Below are 18,112 nucleotides of genomic sequence, written 5' to 3' on the forward strand. Positions count from 1 at the left end.
CAGAAACGAGGTGGAATGCGATGGGCAGCGCAGAGCCCTGTAGGAGCAAGCTTTGCTCCTGCAGGTTTGGTGGTATGCCGCGATCAGTGCAGGAGTGAGCCTGCTCGCGATGGCGGTGGGTCAGTCAATATATGTGTTGGATGACACACCGTAATCGCGAGCAGGCTCACTCCTACACGGGATTTTGGTGATGTTGGAAGGTGGGTCAGGCGGTGGCGGTCATGGCGTGGCGCCGGTGGTGGATGTCGAGCTGGTCCTTGATCAGCCGCAACACCTTGGCTTCGTGTTCATGGATGAAGAAGTGACCGCCGGCGAGCATGTCCACTGAAAAACTGCCGTGGGTTTCCTTGCTCCAGCCGATCAGTTGCGAGGGGGTGGCGCGGTCGGTCTTGCCGCCGAGCACGTGCACCGGGCACTTGAGCAGTGGGCGCTGGAGCGGTTCGAAACGTCCGCACAGTTGAAAGTCGGCACGCAGGATTGGCAGCGTCAGGCTCATCAGCTCTTCATTGGCCAGCACTTCTTCGCTGGTGCCATTGAGGGTGCGCAGTTGTTCGATCAGCTCGGCATCGGTTTTCGGTTCGGCGAACCCCCGGTCGTAGTCGGCGCGCATCGTCGGAGCGGCGGTACCCGAGGCGAACAGTGCCACCGGTTCAGGGCCGCCCAATGAGCGCAAGGCGTGGGCCATTTCACAGGCCAGTAATGCGCCCAGGCTGTGGCCGAACAAGGCATACGGTGGTTTGAGGGTAGCGAGTTGCTCACGAGCCAGTTGCAGCGCCAGGCGCCGCATGTCGGTGTGCAGCGGTTCGCCATAGCGCGCGCCACGCCCCGGCAGCTCCACCGGTTGCAGCTTGATCCATTCCGGCAGCTTGCGCCGCCAGCGGCTGTAGACCATGGCGCTCGCGCCTGAATAGGGCAGGCACAGCAATGTCAGCTGGGTCACCGGGCTTACCTCGAAAGTTGTCTGATTAGAGAACGGATGAGGGGCGCGTGGAATTAGTAGGCGGACACAGAACCTGTGGCGAGGGAGCTCGCTCCCGCTGGGTTGTGCAGCAACCCCAACATTTCTACGACTGCTGCGCAGCCGAGCGGGACGGTGCGACGATTCGACAAGCTCCCTCGCCGCAGATTGTGTGTTTGCTGAGGTTTGATATTTGCCTGTCTCAGGGGGCTGGCTTATTTCAGGTGGCGGAAGCTTTGGATGGCCGAGCCGAGGACCACGGCGCCGGCGGCGATGGCCACCCAGAATCCGCTGGGGGCACCGAACGCGTCTACCAGCCAGCCTGAACTGGCGGCGCCGATCGCCACGCCGATGCTCAAGCCGGTGACCAGCCAGGTGAGGCCTTCGGTGAGTTTGGCCGGTGGGACGATTTGTTCAACCAGGGCCATGGCGACAATCAAGGTCGGTGCGAAGAACAGTCCGGCGATGAACACTGCCAGTGACAGCCCGAAAATGTTCGTCGCCAGCAACAGTGGCAAGGTCGTCACCGCCGTCGCTATGCCGCCGTACAGGAACAGTCGCGGCAGCGGCACATTCGAGCGTAAAGCACCGAACGCCAACCCGGCCATGCACGAACCGATGGCGTACACCGACAGCACGATACTGGCGGCGGCCGGCTGGCCCTGATGCTGGGCGAACGCCACGCTGACGACATCGATGACGCCGACAATGGTGCCCATGGCGACCATCAGCAGCACCAGCAACCGAAGCTCACCGGAACGAATGATCGACCCCTGATGGTGCGCGTCATGGGGATGAATGGCGGGTTCGGTATCCCGTTGCAGCACGAATGCCGTGACCCCGATCGCCAGCATCAGCAACGCGGCCAACGGTCCGGCTTCGGGGAACACCACCACGCACAATCCTACGGACAGCGGCGGTCCGACGATGAAACAGACTTCGTCGAGTACCGACTCCAGGGCATAGGCGGTTTGCAGCTCGGGCTGGCCGCGATACAACTCGGTCCAGCGTGCACGCACCATGGCCGACATGCTGGGCATGCAACCGGCCAGAGCGGCGAACACAAACAGCGTCCAGTGTGGTGCCTGCAAACGGGTGCAGAGCAACACCATCAACAGCGCCCCGCCACCGATCAGCGCCGCGACCGGCAAGATCCGGCGCTGGCCGAAACGGTCCACCAGTCGCGAGACTTGCGGCGCGCAAAAAGCCGTGGCCAAGGCGAACGTCGCGGCGACGGCGCCGGCCAATCCGTAGCCGCCCTGCAATTGCGAGAGCATGGTGATCAGGCCGATACCGGTCATGGAGATCGGCATGCGCGCGATCATGCCGGCCAGCACGAAGGCTTTGCTGCCAGGGGCTTTGAACAGGTCGCGGTAGGGGTTGGCCATGGAGTGGACGTCTCGACAAAGGCCTGCAAGGTGCCACAAAGGCAGAGCGGTGCGAAAGTGCGCAATTGTTGGTTGAATGTGAACACCACAGGGTGCGACGCCGGACACCCGCGCGTCGATGCGTGGCCGCGCAAAAACTGTACAAATCACATAATCCTGTAGATGGGAATTACAGCTGCGGCTAACACCTAAAGAATCTAAGTAGGGGCTTGTAACGTCACGCCCTGCCAACTAGTTTAAAAACGAAAACACACGTCTGATTTTTCCTACGTCGTCCGGTCAGTAGTAACGCCAAGTAGCGAAGACGCAATGGAGTCGAGCTATGGAAGAGTTACTCATCCTCGTCAATGCCCATGACCGAAAACACGGTACCGCCCCCAAGCTACAGGCTCATCAACAAGGCCTGCTGCATCGTGCTTTCTCGATTTTCATATTCGATAGCCGTGGGCGTGTCCTGCTGCAACAACGCGCTTTTGGCAAATACCATTCCCAAGGGCTTTGGACGAATACCTGTTGCGGCCATCCCCGCCCAGGCGAACGGACGATTGCAGCCGCGAAACGTCGGTTGCACGAAGAGATGGGCATCACCTGTTCACTGAGCAAAGTCGCCACATTGCTGTACCACGAGCAGGTTTCAAATCAACTCATCGAGCATGAGTTCGATCATGTCTTCGCCGGCATCAGTCATCAAGATCCGGTCGCCAATTCTGAAGAAGCCCATAGCTGGCAGTGGGTAGAGCCTTCGCAAATTCCCGTTCTCATTGCAGCGGCCCCCGACATGTTCAGTGTCTGGTTTCGCCGGATATTTGAAACCAATGGACCAGAAGACTTGAACATCTGGAAAAAATGGCAGAGGCAGGAGAACGTCATGACTGACCGATTATCCCTTGGGACAAGTGTTCCCGAGCAGCCCCTTGCACCTTTCGCAGTGCGCCCACTCCGCTGTCCGGCGCCACTAAGAATCGACGAAGCGCTCGGAAGAGAGGTCAATAACCGGTTGATGATGTGGGTCAAGGAAATCGGAATCTTCGCCGGCAAGCTTGAAAAGATTCGGGATTCGGATTTCGGTCGCTACGCGATGCTGTGTCACGCGGATACGCAGGACCCTGATCGTCTCCTGCTACAGGGGCAATGCCTGGCGGCCCTGTTCGCCGTAGATGACCATTTTTGCGATGACCGCTCACTTGGCTGTAGCCCCAAAACGGTCGCCCCTCGCCTGTCGTTTGCCATCGCTGCCATGGACCCGGTCTACCTGCCCCGGCCATTCGACATTGAACTGGAGCGCCAACTCGACAGCGACCCGGTTCTGGTGGGGCTGCGCGCTTACATGAAGCGGGTTGAACAGTTTTGCACCCCATCGCAAGTTGCCAGAGTTCGCCAGATAAGCATCGCCATGTTTGTGACCATGGCCGCCGAAGGCTCATGGCGCATGCACGGCACCAAACCCACTATTGCGCAATACCTGGCAAGCAGGCAGGTAAACAGCTTCTGGCCGTGCCTGGTACTGATCGATCCGGTGGGTGGTTACGAGGTACCCGCGAACCTGTATTCAAAGCCTGAGGTCCATCGCATCACCGCACTCGCGTCCCTCGCAACGACGCTGGTCAACGATCTCTATTCTGCCTACAAGGAGCACATCAACGAAGTCGGAGCATTCAAACTGCCTTATCTACTTGCCAATGAACACCAATGCACCCTGCAACAGGCGATCGATCGAATTGCTGATATTCATGATGACGTAATGGCCGATTACGAAGCAGCCGAGCACTCCCTGCTGGCTGACGCGTCACCGTTGCTCAAGCGTTACCTCACAGGCCTGAAGGCGTGGATCGCTGGAAACCTGGAGTGGCATAAACATAGCGCGCGATACCATGTCTGACCGATGTGAACCAGGGCGGCTACTGCTCCACACTTGAACGTCGGTGGCTATTGGGTGGAGCCGAAAACAGGGTTAACAATGGCCGGGATCAACCGGACTGTGAAGGTCTTTTCATTTTTCGACGTGAACTCTGGAGGGAGAGCGCCAGTCAGCTAGTTAAGCCCTCACCTCAAGGCGCTAACGTTCATGTTGATAACGCTCGACCAACAAGTCGCCCTCGTCACCGGCGCCAGTTCCGGCATTGGTGCCGGTGCCGCCAAAGCATTAGCGGCTGCCGGTGCCGCCGTGGTGCTCAACTACAATTCCCAGGCCGCCCCCGCCGAGGAACTGGCCCGGCAGATCATCGCTGAAGGCGGTCGCGCCATGGCCATTGGCGCTGACGTTTCCAACGAAGAAGACGTTGAACGCTTGTTCACCCAGACCCTCGAAGCGTTTGGCTCGCTGGACATTCTGGTGGCCAATTCAGGCATGCAGAAGGACGCTCCGGCGGTGGACATGAGCCTTGCCGACTGGAACCAGGTGATTGGCGTCAACCTCACCGGCCAGTTTCTCTGCGCTCGCGCTGCCCTGCGCATTTTCAATCGACAAGGCGTTCGCGAGGGCGTGTCCCGCGCGGCCGGCAAGATCATTCACATGAGCTCGGTGCACCAACGCATTCCCTGGGCCGGCCATGTGAATTACGCCGCGTCCAAAGGCGGGATCGACATGCTGATGCAGACCCTCGCCCAGGAAGTCAGCCACCAGCGCATCCGCATCAACGGCATCGCGCCGGGGGCGATCCGCACGGCGATCAATCGCGCCGCCACCGAAGACGACGCCGCGCCGGAACTGCTCAAACTCATTCCCTATGGCCGCATTGGTGACGTCGAGGACATCGCCAATGCGGTGGTATTTCTTGCCTCCGATGCGTCCGACTACATCGTCGGCACCACCCTTTTTATCGATGGCGGCATGAGCCTCTATCCGGAGTTTCGCGGCAATGGCTGATCATCATCCCGAACGACAAAGCGCCATCGACGCCCACGGCATCATCGGCGACATGCGCAGCGCGGCACTGGTCAATGACAAAGGCAGCGTGGATTTTTTCTGCTGGCCGGAATTCGACAGTCCGTCGATTTTCTGTTCATTGCTGGACACACCCGAGGCCGGCATTTTTCAACTGGCACCGGACCTGCCTGACGCTCGCCGTGAACAGATTTATCTGCCGGACACCAACGTCCTGCAAACCCGCTGGCTCAGCGACCGCGCAGTGGTCGAGGTCACCGACCTGTTGCCCATCGGCGACAGTGAGGACGATCTGCCGGTGTTGATGCGCCGGGTTCGGGTGGTCAGTGGACAAGCGACATTCCACATGCGCTGCGCCGTGCGGCACGACTATGCGCGTGCCGATACCCGTGCGCGCATGGAGGAAAAAGACGTGGCATTCGAAGCCGCCGGTCAGCCCTCCCTGCGCTTGTCGTCGGACCAGGTGCTGCGCGTTGAGGACGGTGCGGCGGTGGCGCAGTTCACCCTTGAACAGGACCAGAGCGCGCAATTTCTGCTCGGTGGCCTGGACGACCCGCGCTTCAAGGAGGGTGGCGCTGAGATGTGCATGGAACGCACCCTGAAGTTCTGGCGCGACTGGAGCGCCCAGTCCAATTACCGAGGGCGCTGGCGGGAAATGGTCAACCGCTCGGCCCTTGCGCTGAAGTTGCTGACGTCGCGCAAACATGGCGCCATCCTCGCCGCCGCGACCTTCGGCCTGCCGGAAACCCCCGGTGGCGAGCGCAACTGGGACTATCGCTACACCTGGATCCGTGATGCCTCTTTTACGGTGTATGCCTTTATGCGCCTGGGTTTCGTCGAGGAAGCCAACGCTTACATGGGCTGGCTGCGTGGGCGGGTGAGCGATTGCCAGGGTAAACCCATGAAACTCAACATCCTCTACGCCGTCGATGGTCGTCAGGAACTGCCGGAAACCGAACTCTCGCACTTGACCGGTCACGGGGATGCGAAGCCGGTGCGGATCGGCAATCAGGCCTACGATCAGGTTCAGCTCGACATCTTCGGCGAGCTGATGGACGCGGTGTACCTGGTCAATAAATACGGCGACGCTATTTCCCACGAAGGCTGGAAGCACGCCGTGAAAGTCGTCGATCAGGTGTGTGAAACCTGGCAGCAAAAAGACGTCGGCATCTGGGAAATGCGCGGCGAGCAACACCATTTCCTGCACTCGCGACTGATGTGTTGGGTGGCGCTGGACCGGGCCATTCGTCTGGCGTCGAAACGCTCGCTGCCTGCGCCTTTCGCCCGTTGGGATGAGACACGCCAGGCGATCTACGCGGATATCTGGGAAAACTTCTGGAACGAAGAACGCGGGCATTTCGTCCAGCATATTGGCGGCACCGCGCTGGATGGTTCGATGCTGTTGATGCCACTGGTACGCTTCGTCAGCGCCAAGGACCCACGCTGGCTTTCGACGCTGGAAGCGATTGAAAAGACCCTGGTGCGTGACGGGATGGTTTACCGCTATCGCAACGACGACGCCCGCATTGATGGTCTCGAAGGGACCGAGGGCGCGTTTGCGGCGTGCTCGTTTTGGTACGTTGAATGCCTGGCGCGGGCGGGCCAGGTGGAAAAGGCGCATCTGGAGTTCGAGCAGTTGCTGAGGTACGCCAATCCATTGGGGTTGTATGCCGAGGAGTTTGATAGCCGCGGGCGACATCTGGGCAATACGCCTCAAGCGCTGACGCATCTGGCGCTGATCAGCGCGGCGAGTTTTCTGGATCGGCGGTTGAGTGGCGAGAAGACCAGTTGGCAGCCGTAGATTTGGGTTGCTGTTGTAGCCTGCCCTACAAGTTGATTGTGAGAGCCGGGTTTGCTCGCGATGGCGAACTGTCATTCGCGATTGATATCGACTGAAACGACGCTTTCGCGAGCTAGCTTTGCTCCTACAACGGCTAAACGACATCCGCGAATTGATCGTTCTATGCAGCGCAGATAGCAGGTTGCCAGCGCCCAAAACCCCACCTAACATCCACGCTCAACGGGCACAGCGGAGCTGTCCAACACCACCCGATTCAAGGAACCCGAATGAGCCAACACATTCAGCGCAGCATCGACTCTCCACTACGAACGGGTCTGAACCGCGAGCAATTGTGGGAAGACCACGACAAAGGCCTGATCAAATGCTGGGAGGTCGGCCGCCAACGCGCGGCGCGCTTTCCCGAACTCGCCAACCAGTGCCTCGCCGGTGAACTGCCGGTGCTGGGCTGGAAAGGTGGCGTCAGTCGCAGTTTGAAGAAGCTCGAAAAATACGGATCTCTCAAATACCTGGCCCAATGGCAGGGATTGCGCGGGGAAGATTTGAATATCGATCTGAGTGAAGAGCGGGAACTGACTTGTTCGCGGACCGCCATGGTGGTGACGTTCACGCCGGACCGGTCGAAGTATTTTAATCAGGTGGCGGAAGCCTGAGAAGGCTTGGAAAAATTGCGGAGGCTGGCATGAGTGGAACTCCCATCAAGATCATCCAAACATCGATGCTCTCGCTCGCCTACGAAGAGCACGGCTCCGCTAGTGGTGACCCGGTCATTCTTCTCCACGGTTTCCCCTATTCGCCTCGTGCCTATGACGAAATCGCCCCGGTCCTTGCCACAAAAGGCTACCGCGTCATCGTCCCCTACTTGCGCGGCTATGGTCCTACTCGTTTCAACAGGCCCGACACTTTGCGCTCCGGCCAGCAAGCCGCACTTGCTCAGGATCTGCTGGACCTGATGGACGCCCTGGCCATTCAACAGGCGGCACTGTGCGGCTACGATTGGGGTGGACGCGCGGCATGTATCGTGGCGGCGCTGTGGCCGGAGCGGGTTCGTTGCCTGGTGACCGGCGACGGTTACAACCTCCAGGACATTCCGAACTCGACCCGGCCAATGGATCCGGTACAGGAACATCGGCTCTGGTATCAGTACTACTTCCATACTCCGCGAGGTGCCGAAGGCTTGGCGCGGAACCGTCGGGCGCTGTGTGAACTGCTTTGGCGCTTGTGGTCACCAAGCTGGACAGTTGGCCCGGCGCTGTTTGTTAACAGTGCGCCAGCCTTTGATAATCCGGATTTTGTCGACGTGGTCATTCATTCCTACCGGCATCGTTTCATGTATACAGACGGCGATCCGGCGCTGGAGTGGATGGAGCAAGCGCTGACTCATCAGCCGGTCATCAGCGTACCGACGATTTCCCTGTGCGGCGCCGACGACGGCGTTGGTCCGCCGCCGGAAGTCGACGAGGACATTGAGCACTTCAGCGGTCCCTATGAGCGGCGAATTCTAGCGGGGGTTGGACACAACATTCCCGAGGAAGCGCCCGAGGTAACGCTCAAGGCGTTACTGGATCTGCTGCAGCGCTGACGCAGAACCGCTCCCGATAGGCTTGCGGCGTGACGCCCATTGATCGCAGGAAGCTGCGCCTCAGGGTTTCTTCGCTGCCAAATCCGCATTGGACTGCCACACGTTTGATGGGCAGGCCGGTGTCGCTGAGCAGTCTGCGGGCGGTTTCGACGCGGATCAGTTCGATGGCCCGTGCGGGCGTCTGGCCGGTGTCGGCGCGGTAGTGACGGACGAAGCTGCGTTCGCTCATGCCGGCCTTCATGGCCAGTGTCGGGATGCCGAGGTCGAGGGTGAGGTTTTCGCTGATCCAGGCGTGAAGCTCGTCGAATCGGCTGTCTTCCTTTTGCAAGGACAGGGTCACGCTGAACTGCGATTGACCGCCGGGGCGCTTGAGGAACACCACCAGTTGCCGGGCGACCTCCATGGCCATGGCGCGGCCGAGGTCTTCCTCGACCATGGCCAGCGCCAGGTCGATGCCTGCGGTGACACCTGCGGACGTCCAGACCGGGCCGTCATTGATGAAGATCGGGTTGGGCTCCACGTGCAGGCGGGGATGCGTCTGCGCCAGTTGCTCGCAACGGGTCCAGTGAGTGACCACGCGACGCCCGTCGAGCCAACCGCTGGCCGCGAGCAGGAACGCGCCGGTGCACACGGAGGCCACCCGACGGCATCCAACGCCCTGCGCACGCACCCAGGCGACCAGCGCTTCATCTTCTGCCGCGGCGTAGACACCCCAGCCACCCGCGATGACCAATGTATCGCTGGCCTGTTCGGGCAACGGTTCAGCTAACAGCGCCAATCCCGCGGACGACATGACCGCCCCGCCACCGCTGGCAATCACCGTCGGTGCGTAGGGCGGCGGCGAACCCTGCTGGCGCGCAATGTCGTTGGCTGAGGCGAACACTTGCAACGGCCCGGTGACGTCGAGCAGTTGCACATTGGCGAACGCGAGCACATGAATGGTCTTGGGCATATTGGCGTAATTCGTGGGGTTATTGGCGTATACGCCAGATCCTACGAGTCTACTATCAAGCCGTCCACCCCACTGCGTGAGAAAAACACCATGACGTTGCAGATCGGTTTTCTGTTGTTTCCCCAGGTTCAACAACTGGACCTGACGGGGCCCTATGACGTGTTGGCTTCGTTGCCTGATGTGAAGGTGCATCTGGTCTGGAAGGATCTGGCGCCGGTCACTGCAAGTACCGGACTGGTGCTGAATCCGACCACCACGTTTGACGATTGCCCGGCGCTGGATGTGATTTGTATTCCCGGCGGCAGTGGTGTCGGGCCGTTGATGGAAGATGAAGTGACGCTGGCGTTCATCAAGGCTCAAGCGGCGAATGCGCGTTATGTGACGTCCGTGTGCACCGGAGCGCTTGTGTTGGGCGCGGCGGGGTTGCTCAAGGGCAAACGCGCTACGACTCACTGGGCTTACCACGAACTGTTGAAGCCTTTGGGGGCGATTGCGGTAAACGACCGGGTGGTACGCGATGGCAATTTGCTGACCGGTGGCGGGATTACGGCCGGGATCGACTTTGCCCTGACACTGGCGGCGGAATTGTTTGATCAGGACACGGCGCAGTTGGTGCAATTGCAGCTGGAGTATGCGCCGGCGCCACCGTTTGCTTCAGGCAGCCCGCAAACTGCGCCTGCTGCTGTGTTGGCGGAGGCTCATCGGCGTGCGGCGCAATCGCTGGAGCAACGGACATTGATTACTGAGCGGGTGGCGGCCAGTTTGTGAGCCGCTGACCTGGTAGCAGCTGCCGAAGGCTGCGTCCGACTGCGCAGCAGTCGCGCTTGGGTTGAGTGCGACCTATCTGGAAGACAGTGTTGATTGATCGAGCGACTGCTTCGCAGTCGGACGCAGCCTTCGGCAGCTGCTAAAAGTGGTCTTTCGCAGGTGTGAGCGAGTGGACTTTCCTGCAGACGAAAAAAAACCCGCCGAAGCGGGTTTTCCCAAGACCATGTCGACTCCCTGTCGGTAGCGTTCCTTGCTGATGGTCGATCATCCATGATCCCGAGGCACTTCCTGTGCCTCGGTTGATGGGGTCAGAATACGCATCGGATCCAATTTGTAACAGACGATATCACTACCATCGCGTGTAAGACATTCGCTATAACCCTGCTTCCGAACCCCCTTAATGGCCTTATGCCTCAAGTGCACAAGACGCCAATTTCGCGACCTGTAGCTGAGCTTCTGCACTCACGGTGTCGTTGTCTTCGAGAAACCAGGCGGCCGACAGTCCGGCAAACGCCAACACCCATTGCAGCAATCGATGGCGTTCGAGGCCGGCGGCGTCTGCCACAACGTCTATCTGTCGATGAAAGCGGCGAGGATCAGCGGCCGTCGGCAGGTCGGGGTTACAGATGAGGTTGGCGTAATCGAATCCGCGCTCACCGATCACGCGCTTGGGATCAATGGCCAACCAACCCCGCGGACCGAAATCCAGGACGTTGTCGTGATGCATGTCCCCGTGCAGTACCACCACATCCTGCGGGTCGGCCAGCAACGCTTCGGCGGTGGCGAGGCACAAGGCGTACGGGCCACCCTGCAGATCAGCCGCCCGGCGCAGCGACTTGAACCAAAGCGCCAGGGGCACCAGCGGCGGCGCAGGCAAGGATCGGGGTGTATGCAGCCGGGACAGCGCCACGCACAGGATCTGGCTGGCTTCGTCGTCCTGATTTTCGAGCGCCATGCGCATCAGTGAACGCGAGCCCATCGCCCGCTCCATGACCAACGCTTGCTCGTGATGGGCGAAAACCGGTGCGGCGCCCTCGCCGTCCCACCAGGTCATCAACTGGTTGCCGACCTGTTCGTCGGCATCCATCGCAATCTTCAACATCGCCGGTGCAGAGCCCATCCGCACCGGTAACAAGCGGCTGCCAGGCGTGATGATCGGCTCTCCGTCCGGCACCAGCGCCCAGCGTTTCAACCAGGGTTCAAACATGCAGCCTTTACTCTTCCTGACGGGCGTGGAGTTTGGCGTTGGTCTTCAAAAACTCTTCGATATTGCTCATCTGCTCATCCCAGCCACGGCTGTCCATACGGAACGCCTTGAGCCGACGGGCTTGGGGAATATGATCGAAACCCGATTCGGTGACCTTGAGCAGCGTGCCTTCATCCATGTCTTCAAGCTCGAACAACACAAGCGTGGTGGGCTCCTGGGAATAGTCGACATCGGGCTCCACCGCGTAGGGATGCCAGCGAAACGAAAACACCCGTTCCGGCTCGACCCGCTCCACCAGCACGTTCCACAGCAGGTGCTCATAGCCGGGGTAGGTAATCTGCCCTTGGGTCCATTCACCGGCGACAAAGCGCTTGCCCTCCAGTGACACGCCAAACCACTGCCCGAATGCCTCAGCATGGGCGATCACCCGCCAAACGTGCGAACGCGGCACTTTGAGCAGGATTTTCCTTTCGATGCGATCTGATGCTGGGTTCATATGCCACCTCCTGTAATGAACAGTAGGCCTGTAAGACCACAAGACCCACCCTAAAGTTGTACCAACAGGCCGTTGCAATCAACCCTGTATGAAATGCTCAGCTGTGATTTCAGGGTAAGTTCCGGATTTACTTGGAAAAGTACCGCCTCGCCCGTCGGCATGAATCCGCAACCCCGTGAGAACGGGTCTAGACTCGAAACGTTCGCCTCAACGCTAAACCCAAGCTCGGGACGCCAATAATGCCGCTGACTCGAATCCTTACCTGCTTATCAATCGTGTGCCTCACCGCCTGCACCACGTCCGTCAATCACTGGAGCAGGCCGGGCGCGACTCAGGCGGATGTTGATAAGGATAAATTCCAGTGCGAGTACCAGGCCAAGGCCGCGACGGCCAGTTACAGCAGCACGCCTTCGGACAAGAGTATGTCTGCAGCCGTGGGGGCCGGGGTGGGTGACGGGATTGTGGTGGCCGAGAAGCAGATCGACCTGGTTAACGATTGCATGCGTTTGCGCGGCTATACCGGCAACTGACCGTGCAAGCGTTCGTTACACTGCCTTCCACTTTTTGATGTCACAGCGAGAATCCCCATGACCCCACGCTTTCTCCTGGCGCTGACGCCTTTGCTGTTCACTCACGCGGCCTTTGCCGTGGATTGCGACAACGCCACTGACCAGGCCACGATGAATCAGTGCGCAGCGCAGCAGAACAAGGCGGCGGACAAGGAACTGAATACGCTGTATCAGCAGATCACCACGCGCTTGAAGAGCAACCCGGACGGCAAGAAGTTACTGATCGGTGCTCAGCGTTCGTGGATTGCGTTTCGAGATGCGGAGTGCAAGTTTTCGGCGTCCTCAGTTGAGGGCGGGAGTGTGTACCCGTTGATCTACAGCAATTGCGTTACCGGGTTAACCAAGGCGCGGGTGGAGACGTTCAAGAATTATTTGAAGTGCCAGGAGGGGGATATGAGTTGTCCGGTGCCGGGGGTTTGATCCAGGCCCCCTTCGCTAGCAGGCTAGCTCCCACAGTGGGTCTTCAGTGTGATCACAATTTTGTGAACATCATTGATCACCGTGGGAGCACCGCTTGCTCCGGGCGGCGTTCCGACGATAGCGTCGGATCAGACGCCGTCGTTAACGAGTAAACACTTGCGCCGTGGTGATCGCCATGTCCCCACCCGGCAGCTTGATACTGCCGATCTGTTTCATGGTCTCCGGGTCAAAGATCGCCACATCGTTGAACGTTCCGGACAGGTAGATCTTGCTGCCCTCCTTGTTGAAGGAAATGCAGTAGTAGGAATGATCAAGCGTCGCCGCCTGGAGCATTTTCTTCTCCTTGATATCGTACTTGGCCAGTCGGTTGAGCACGCCGAACATCAGGTTGGGATCCTTCGGCGAGCGCATGCCGCTGAAGTAGATTTCTGTCAGCGGGCCGAAATCGGTGGTTTCCGTCTTGCCTGTTTTCAGGTCGATGCTGAACAGTCCGTACAGGTAGTCGGCAGTGGCCGGGTCCTGCTTTTTATCCTTGAACTTCGCGGCGGTGTAGAGCAGCGAAAAGTCATGGCGATACGTCTGCTGGTTCCATACGTACAGCACATCCGGCGCGCTGTAGTTCGCACGCTTCCAGTGCCGGCTGGGAATCAGCACATCGAACTTGCCGGTTTTCACATCAACCTTGTAGACGTCCGCACCTGCCACATACAACGTGCCGTCATCGCCACTCTGCATGATGGTCAACTGCCGCGGCGCCGGAAAACTGCGCACGGGTTTTGCGTCCATTCCGGCATCGGTGGCGTACACATCGAGCCGTGGCTGCTGCACTTCGTAGCGGTCGTTGAGCATCAAGGTGGGGTTGGCGATGGCGAACAATTCCTTGCCGTCATGGCTCAGGGTGAAGGCGAACATGGACTTCGCCTTTTCGCCCGGCTTCTGGGTGATGCTGGCGTGGAACACCTGTTTGCAGCTGTCCAGCTCGACCCCGTAGACGTCCGCGTAGTGATTGTTCAGCACATAGGCAGTCTTGCGGTCCGGCGATAGCTGCACGGTGCCTGGACCGAAGGCATCGGGCATCTTGCAGGTCTTCAACAGGGTATCGGTGGCCAGGTCGATGACGTGCAGGTTGTTCGGGTAGTTGGTGGTCACCATGTATTCGTGACCGGTTTCGAGCGCGGTGTTCTCATCGGCCATGACAGTGAGCGAACAGGCACTCAGGACGGCAAATGCGGCCAGGCCGCAGGCATTGATGCGAGGCATGCTGAAATCCTTCTGTTGACCGATCACTTGTCTTTTGGAAAGACAGTCCCGAGGTTGCGCCAGTTATCGTTGGACGCCTGGGCATCCTTGTTCCAGTCCGGGTAGGTGCTCATCATGTCGGGCACCTGGGCCGGCCACCAGCAAGGGTCGGAACACCCATAAAGATCGGCTTCCATCGGCTGACACAGCGAGGACACGCCGCCAAACGCATCGATTTCCCAACCGGGGTCGGTGGTCGAGGCGCAGCCGGCGATGGAACTCATCGCCACCACTTCTTCGATACGGTTTTCGGCCGCGGCCAGATCCATTTTCAACGCTTTATTGTTGATTGCCTTGAGATGTTTCATATCAGTGAGCCTTGCGCGGAGTGATGTAGCTGCTGATAAACGCAGGGTTGTGGGCCATGATCCGGGTGTAGACCTCGATGCCGAAATCGACCCAGTCACGCATCAGTTCGCAGTAGTGGTAGGTCGGGTGGGTCGGGTCGCCGTAACGGGCGTAGCTTTCGTGGTAGCAGCCGCCGGAACAGAGGTTACGGATCTGACAGTCCTCGCAACCGGTGTTGGTACGGTCCAGACGCTGGGACAGGAAGTCGTTCAATTCCACCTGTTTGACGCCGCTGTGGACGTTGCCGAAGGTCGGTAATGACGAACCGGTAAAACGGTGGCACAGGTTCAGTTCGCCCTTGTGATCCACCGCCAGCATCTTCAGGCCCGCGCCGCATGGCAGGGCTTTTTTATGGCCTTCGTGGATGTCGGTGATCAGCTGGTGCAGGTTGGAGAACCCGATGTTGCGGTGCTCCAGCGCTGCTTCCAGATAGCGTCGGCCGAGTTTCTTCATGTTGGCGAAGACTTCGATCAGCTCGTCGCTGGACAGGTTGAACGTGCTGATGTCACCGGAAGTCACCGGCGCGAAACCGACCTCGGCAAACCCCAGTTCGTTGAACAGGTGATCCCAGATGGTTTCGACGTCGGTGACGCCGGTGGTCAGGGTGACGCGTGCGCCGACCGGACGGCTGTTGTAGCGCGACAGCAGCATTTCAGCCTTGCGCCGAACGACCTCATAGGTGCCCTGCCCGCCGACGGTGATGCGGTTGCGGTCGTGCACGGTTTTGGGTCCGTCGATACTCACCGAGAGCCCGAAACGGTGGGCATTGAGGTAGTCCACGGTGTCTTCGGTCAGCAGCGTCGCGTTGGTGGTCATGACGAATTCGACGAACTTGCCCGCCTCCGAAAAGCGCTTTTCGCAGTAGTCGACCATGTACTCGATCAGCTTGCGATTGCTCAAAGGCTCGCCGCCGAAAAACACCACGGTAAAACGCTCTTCGTCCGGGGATTCGCGCAGCAGCATTTCCACCGACGCGATGGCGGTTTCCACATCCATTTTTTTGCCCGCGGACGGCTTGTCGAGGTCTTCCTTGTAGCAGTAGGTGCAGCTCAGGTTGCAGCCGGTGTTGACGTTGAGCACCACGGTGTTGATCGCGGTGCGTTCGACCCGTTTGGTGCCGATGTCCGGGGTCAGCGGTGAACCGTCGCTGACCAGTTCCAGGGACATCAACTCGCGCAGGGTCTCGGTAATTTCTTCGCCGTTGAAGCGCGCCGCCAGACGCTCGATCAGGTCTTCCGACGAGCAGCCGGGACCGCGCAAGGTGTCGATGATGGTGCCGGTGAGTTCGTCACTGGCGAACAGCGAACTGCTGGGAATGTGAAACAGCATGCGGTCGGCATCGACGTGCACTTCATGCAGATTTCGCTCAACCAGATTCAAGATAGCGCCCATTGCAAACCTCCTGTGCAACCCCCGCTTCCGGGGGCTGCGGTCATTCCGAAAAAGTGTCTAAAACCGTTTGGGTCAGCCAACTCATGGAATGGGTGGATTGTTCCAGCGTTGCACGGTGACGATCATGTGGCCCTCGCCGGTCAGGGATTTTCCTGCGTCGTCGACGGCGGCGATCACCTTGAGGTTGCCGGCATTATTGGTGGACATTTTGCGCTGCGGGTTCGGCCCGGCATCGCCTGGGGTGAACACGCCCGCGTCGGCCTGCATGGTGCCGGCGAACTTGACGTCTTCGTCTTCCCTGGCGCGGTCGTCGAAGGCTTCGACTTTCCACTGTGCCGGGAATACACCGATGCGGTACGGCTTGCCGTCGGCACCCTTACCCCAGGCTTCAGCGTCAAAACGGCCCTGGACTTTCGGCGTCGATCCGCCGCCCTCGCCGATCCGTGCAACCGAGAATTCAGGCACGACCTTGACTGCATCGATCTTGCTGTACACCGACAGGCTCGGGCCTTTCAGCGTGCCAACCGTGACTGCGCGCACGCCTGGTTGGGCGTTGGCGGCGGCCTTGAGTCTGACTCTGATTCGCTCGGGGCTTTGCTCCAGCACTTCGACCACTTCAACACCTTTGCCGAAGCTCGGTTTGCCGCTGAGACCGCTGCCGATCACGGTGACTTCGCTTTCGCTGCCAGCCTTCAGATAACCCGGTTGCACCGCGAGCAAACGATTGGAGCCTTGCCTGGCGGCGACGAAATCCAGGCCGCGTTCATCATGCTCTGCCTCGAACATCCGGCCTTGCATGGCGTTGCCTTGGGCGGCGAACACCTGGCGCATGGTTACGCCGTCGATGGTCACGTTGCCGCGCCATTCATAGCCGGTGTAGAGAATTGCGCTGCCGTCGCCATTGAACGGGCTGCCATCGGCGTATTGGCCTTTGACGCTGACCTTGAAGGTGTCGTTGCCATCCGCCGTCACGCTCATGATCCCGGCCAGTTCGCCTTTGCCGGGCAAGTGGCCGCTGAAGCTCCAGTCGCCGACAAGCGCCTCGGCTTTTGGCGCCGTCGTCAGCCACTTTTTCCAGGCCGGGTTGTCCAGCGGGTAACGCTTGGCAAGCAGCGGCACCATTTCCTTGCGGGCCAGATCAAACCAGTCACGGTCCCGGGCCAGGGCCTGGTACTCGAGGGACGGCCATTGGCCGAGATGGAAGTTCACCAGACGCTCCCATTCCTGGGCCGGACGCCGTTGCAGGGCAACCCGCGCGCCGGAGTGGCAGCGACCGCACATCTGGCTGGTCTGGTCGTCGAATTTCTCGACGGTATTGAGCCGACGTTCCAGTGCGTAGCGCACGCCATCGGTTTCGCTTGGCGCCAGGCCCTGGGTGTCTGCCAGGTACTTGACCAGAGTGCGGCGGTCGTCATCGCTGATCTGCAGGCCATGCATGGTCTGCATCCGGGCGATGCTCATCAGCCAGCCTTCCGGCGTTTTGCGCTGGTGGCTGATGCGGCTCAGCGCGTTATCGGCTTCAGGGGTATGACAGCCCTGGCAAGTTTCCTTGAGAATGGTCTGGGCATCGCGAGCTGCCAGGCTGTAAGGCGAATGCAGCGCGATACAGGTGGCCACGGCCAGCAGGCTGGCACTCAGGCCTGATCGGAGTTTTCTCTTCATCAACGTCGAACCTCGCACGGTGCTTTCTTATTTTTGTGGCTTATCGTTTTTATGGTTTCTGCCGCCGGCGGTGAACGCTGACGGAGGCAAGAGAAACGTCTGCGATGAGCAATACACGGAGCGTGCCAGCTTATGAATAGTGTTGTTTATCAGTTGGTTGTGGAATTTTTGTAGTGCTATCAGCGGGTGGCAGATGGCGTGTTGCGTTTAATATCGCGACATCTGTTGCACTCTGAGACAAGCATAGGATCAAGATCAAAAGATCGCAGCCTGCGGGGGCTCCTACAGGGGGGCGATGCGGTAGCGGCCAGAGGCGGTTTTTTTTGATCCTGTTTGTCTCATCGCGTCGCAATTTGCGACGGCCGTTGCTCCTCCGGGTCTGTGCAGAC

17 protein-coding genes are annotated in these 18,112 nt (G+C 59.6%); 8 read left to right on the forward strand and 9 right to left on the reverse strand.

Features of this window, described 5'->3' with window-relative positions:
* Positions 1-205 precede the first annotated feature (205 nt).
* Both H7698_RS19600 and H7698_RS19605 read right to left on the reverse strand, forming a co-directional pair.
* Positions 206-940, reverse strand: a complete 735-nt coding sequence (locus tag H7698_RS19600; protein ID WP_194692529.1) for a thioesterase II family protein — start codon at positions 938-940, stop codon at positions 206-208.
* Positions 941-1,173: 233 nt separating this feature from the next.
* Positions 1,174-2,346, reverse strand: coding sequence for an MFS transporter (locus H7698_RS19605; protein WP_194692530.1), 1,173 nt, complete (start codon positions 2,344-2,346; stop codon positions 1,174-1,176).
* Between the two features lie 322 nt (positions 2,347-2,668).
* Here H7698_RS19605 and idi point away from each other — a divergent pair, with 322 nt between their 5' ends.
* The 5 genes from idi (at position 2,669) to H7698_RS19630 (ending at position 8,610) form a co-directional block, all read left to right on the forward strand.
* Entirely contained in the window at positions 2,669-4,225 is a 1,557-nt protein-coding gene (gene idi / locus H7698_RS19610) for an isopentenyl-diphosphate Delta-isomerase (protein WP_194692531.1), read from the forward strand.
* A gap of 186 nt (positions 4,226-4,411) precedes the next feature.
* On the forward strand, positions 4,412-5,212 hold the full coding sequence (locus H7698_RS19615) for a glucose 1-dehydrogenase (RefSeq protein WP_194692532.1): 801 nt from the start codon (positions 4,412-4,414) through the stop codon (positions 5,210-5,212).
* Positions 5,205-7,031: a glycoside hydrolase family 15 protein gene (locus H7698_RS19620; RefSeq protein WP_194692533.1), complete on the forward strand. Its 1,827-nt coding sequence runs from the start codon at positions 5,205-5,207 to the stop codon at positions 7,029-7,031. Before H7698_RS19615 ends, H7698_RS19620 begins: the two co-directional genes overlap by 8 nt.
* A 266-nt stretch (positions 7,032-7,297) precedes the next feature.
* Positions 7,298-7,681, forward strand: a complete 384-nt coding sequence (locus H7698_RS19625) for a hypothetical protein (RefSeq protein WP_194692534.1) — start codon at positions 7,298-7,300, stop codon at positions 7,679-7,681.
* A 29-nt stretch (positions 7,682-7,710) separates the two neighbouring features.
* On the forward strand, positions 7,711-8,610 hold the full coding sequence (locus H7698_RS19630) for an alpha/beta fold hydrolase (protein WP_194692535.1): 900 nt from the start codon (positions 7,711-7,713) through the stop codon (positions 8,608-8,610).
* Here the strand turns inward: H7698_RS19630 and H7698_RS19635 are convergent.
* On the reverse strand, positions 8,579-9,562 hold the full coding sequence (locus H7698_RS19635) for a GlxA family transcriptional regulator (protein WP_194692536.1): 984 nt from the start codon (positions 9,560-9,562) through the stop codon (positions 8,579-8,581). The genes H7698_RS19630 and H7698_RS19635 overlap by 32 nt on opposite strands.
* A 90-nt stretch (positions 9,563-9,652) precedes the next feature.
* Between H7698_RS19635 and inhA the strand changes: the two genes are divergently transcribed.
* Positions 9,653-10,330 carry an isonitrile hydratase gene (gene inhA / locus H7698_RS19640; RefSeq protein ID WP_194692537.1) on the forward strand — a complete coding sequence of 226 codons (678 nt, stop codon included), beginning with the start codon at positions 9,653-9,655 and terminating at the stop codon, positions 10,328-10,330.
* A 406-nt stretch (positions 10,331-10,736) separates the two neighbouring features.
* Here the strand turns inward: inhA and H7698_RS19645 are convergent, their stop codons facing one another.
* A complete protein-coding gene (locus tag H7698_RS19645; protein ID WP_194692538.1) occupies positions 10,737-11,537 on the reverse strand; it encodes an aminoglycoside phosphotransferase family protein in 801 nt (266 codons plus the stop codon).
* A 7-nt stretch (positions 11,538-11,544) separates the two neighbouring features.
* Entirely contained in the window at positions 11,545-12,033 is a 489-nt protein-coding gene (locus H7698_RS19650; RefSeq protein WP_162440824.1) for an SRPBCC family protein, read from the reverse strand.
* Positions 12,034-12,272: 239 nt separating this feature from the next.
* Between H7698_RS19650 and H7698_RS19655 the strand changes: the two genes are divergently transcribed.
* Entirely contained in the window at positions 12,273-12,563 is a 291-nt protein-coding gene (locus H7698_RS19655) for a hypothetical protein (protein ID WP_194692539.1), read from the forward strand.
* Between the two features lie 57 nt (positions 12,564-12,620).
* Positions 12,621-13,022 carry a lysozyme inhibitor LprI family protein gene (locus H7698_RS19660; RefSeq protein WP_194692540.1) on the forward strand — a complete coding sequence of 134 codons (402 nt, stop codon included), beginning with the start codon at positions 12,621-12,623 and terminating at the stop codon, positions 13,020-13,022.
* Between the two features lie 141 nt (positions 13,023-13,163).
* Here the strand turns inward: H7698_RS19660 and peaD are convergent, their stop codons facing one another.
* From peaD to peaA, 4 genes are all read right to left on the reverse strand, one after another.
* Positions 13,164-14,282 (reverse strand): quinohemoprotein amine dehydrogenase subunit beta, encoded by a 1,119-nt coding sequence (gene peaD / locus H7698_RS19665; protein ID WP_162440821.1) that lies wholly within the window; start codon positions 14,280-14,282, stop codon positions 13,164-13,166.
* 23 nt (positions 14,283-14,305) lie between these two features.
* Positions 14,306-14,629, reverse strand: coding sequence for a quinohemoprotein amine dehydrogenase subunit gamma (gene qhpC / locus H7698_RS19670; RefSeq protein ID WP_162440820.1), 324 nt, complete (start codon positions 14,627-14,629; stop codon positions 14,306-14,308).
* Between the two features lies 1 nt (position 14,630).
* Positions 14,631-16,061, reverse strand: coding sequence for a quinohemoprotein amine dehydrogenase maturation protein (peaB, locus tag H7698_RS19675; protein WP_194692541.1), 1,431 nt, complete (start codon positions 16,059-16,061; stop codon positions 14,631-14,633).
* Positions 16,062-16,142: 81 nt separating this feature from the next.
* On the reverse strand, positions 16,143-17,723 hold the full coding sequence (gene peaA, locus H7698_RS19680; protein WP_194692542.1) for a quinohemoprotein amine dehydrogenase subunit alpha: 1,581 nt from the start codon (positions 17,721-17,723) through the stop codon (positions 16,143-16,145).
* Between the last annotated feature and the right edge of the window lie 389 nt (positions 17,724-18,112).

Source organism: Pseudomonas sp. p50(2008) (genome assembly GCF_015351605.1).
Lineage (GTDB): Bacteria > Pseudomonadota > Gammaproteobacteria > Pseudomonadales > Pseudomonadaceae > Aquipseudomonas.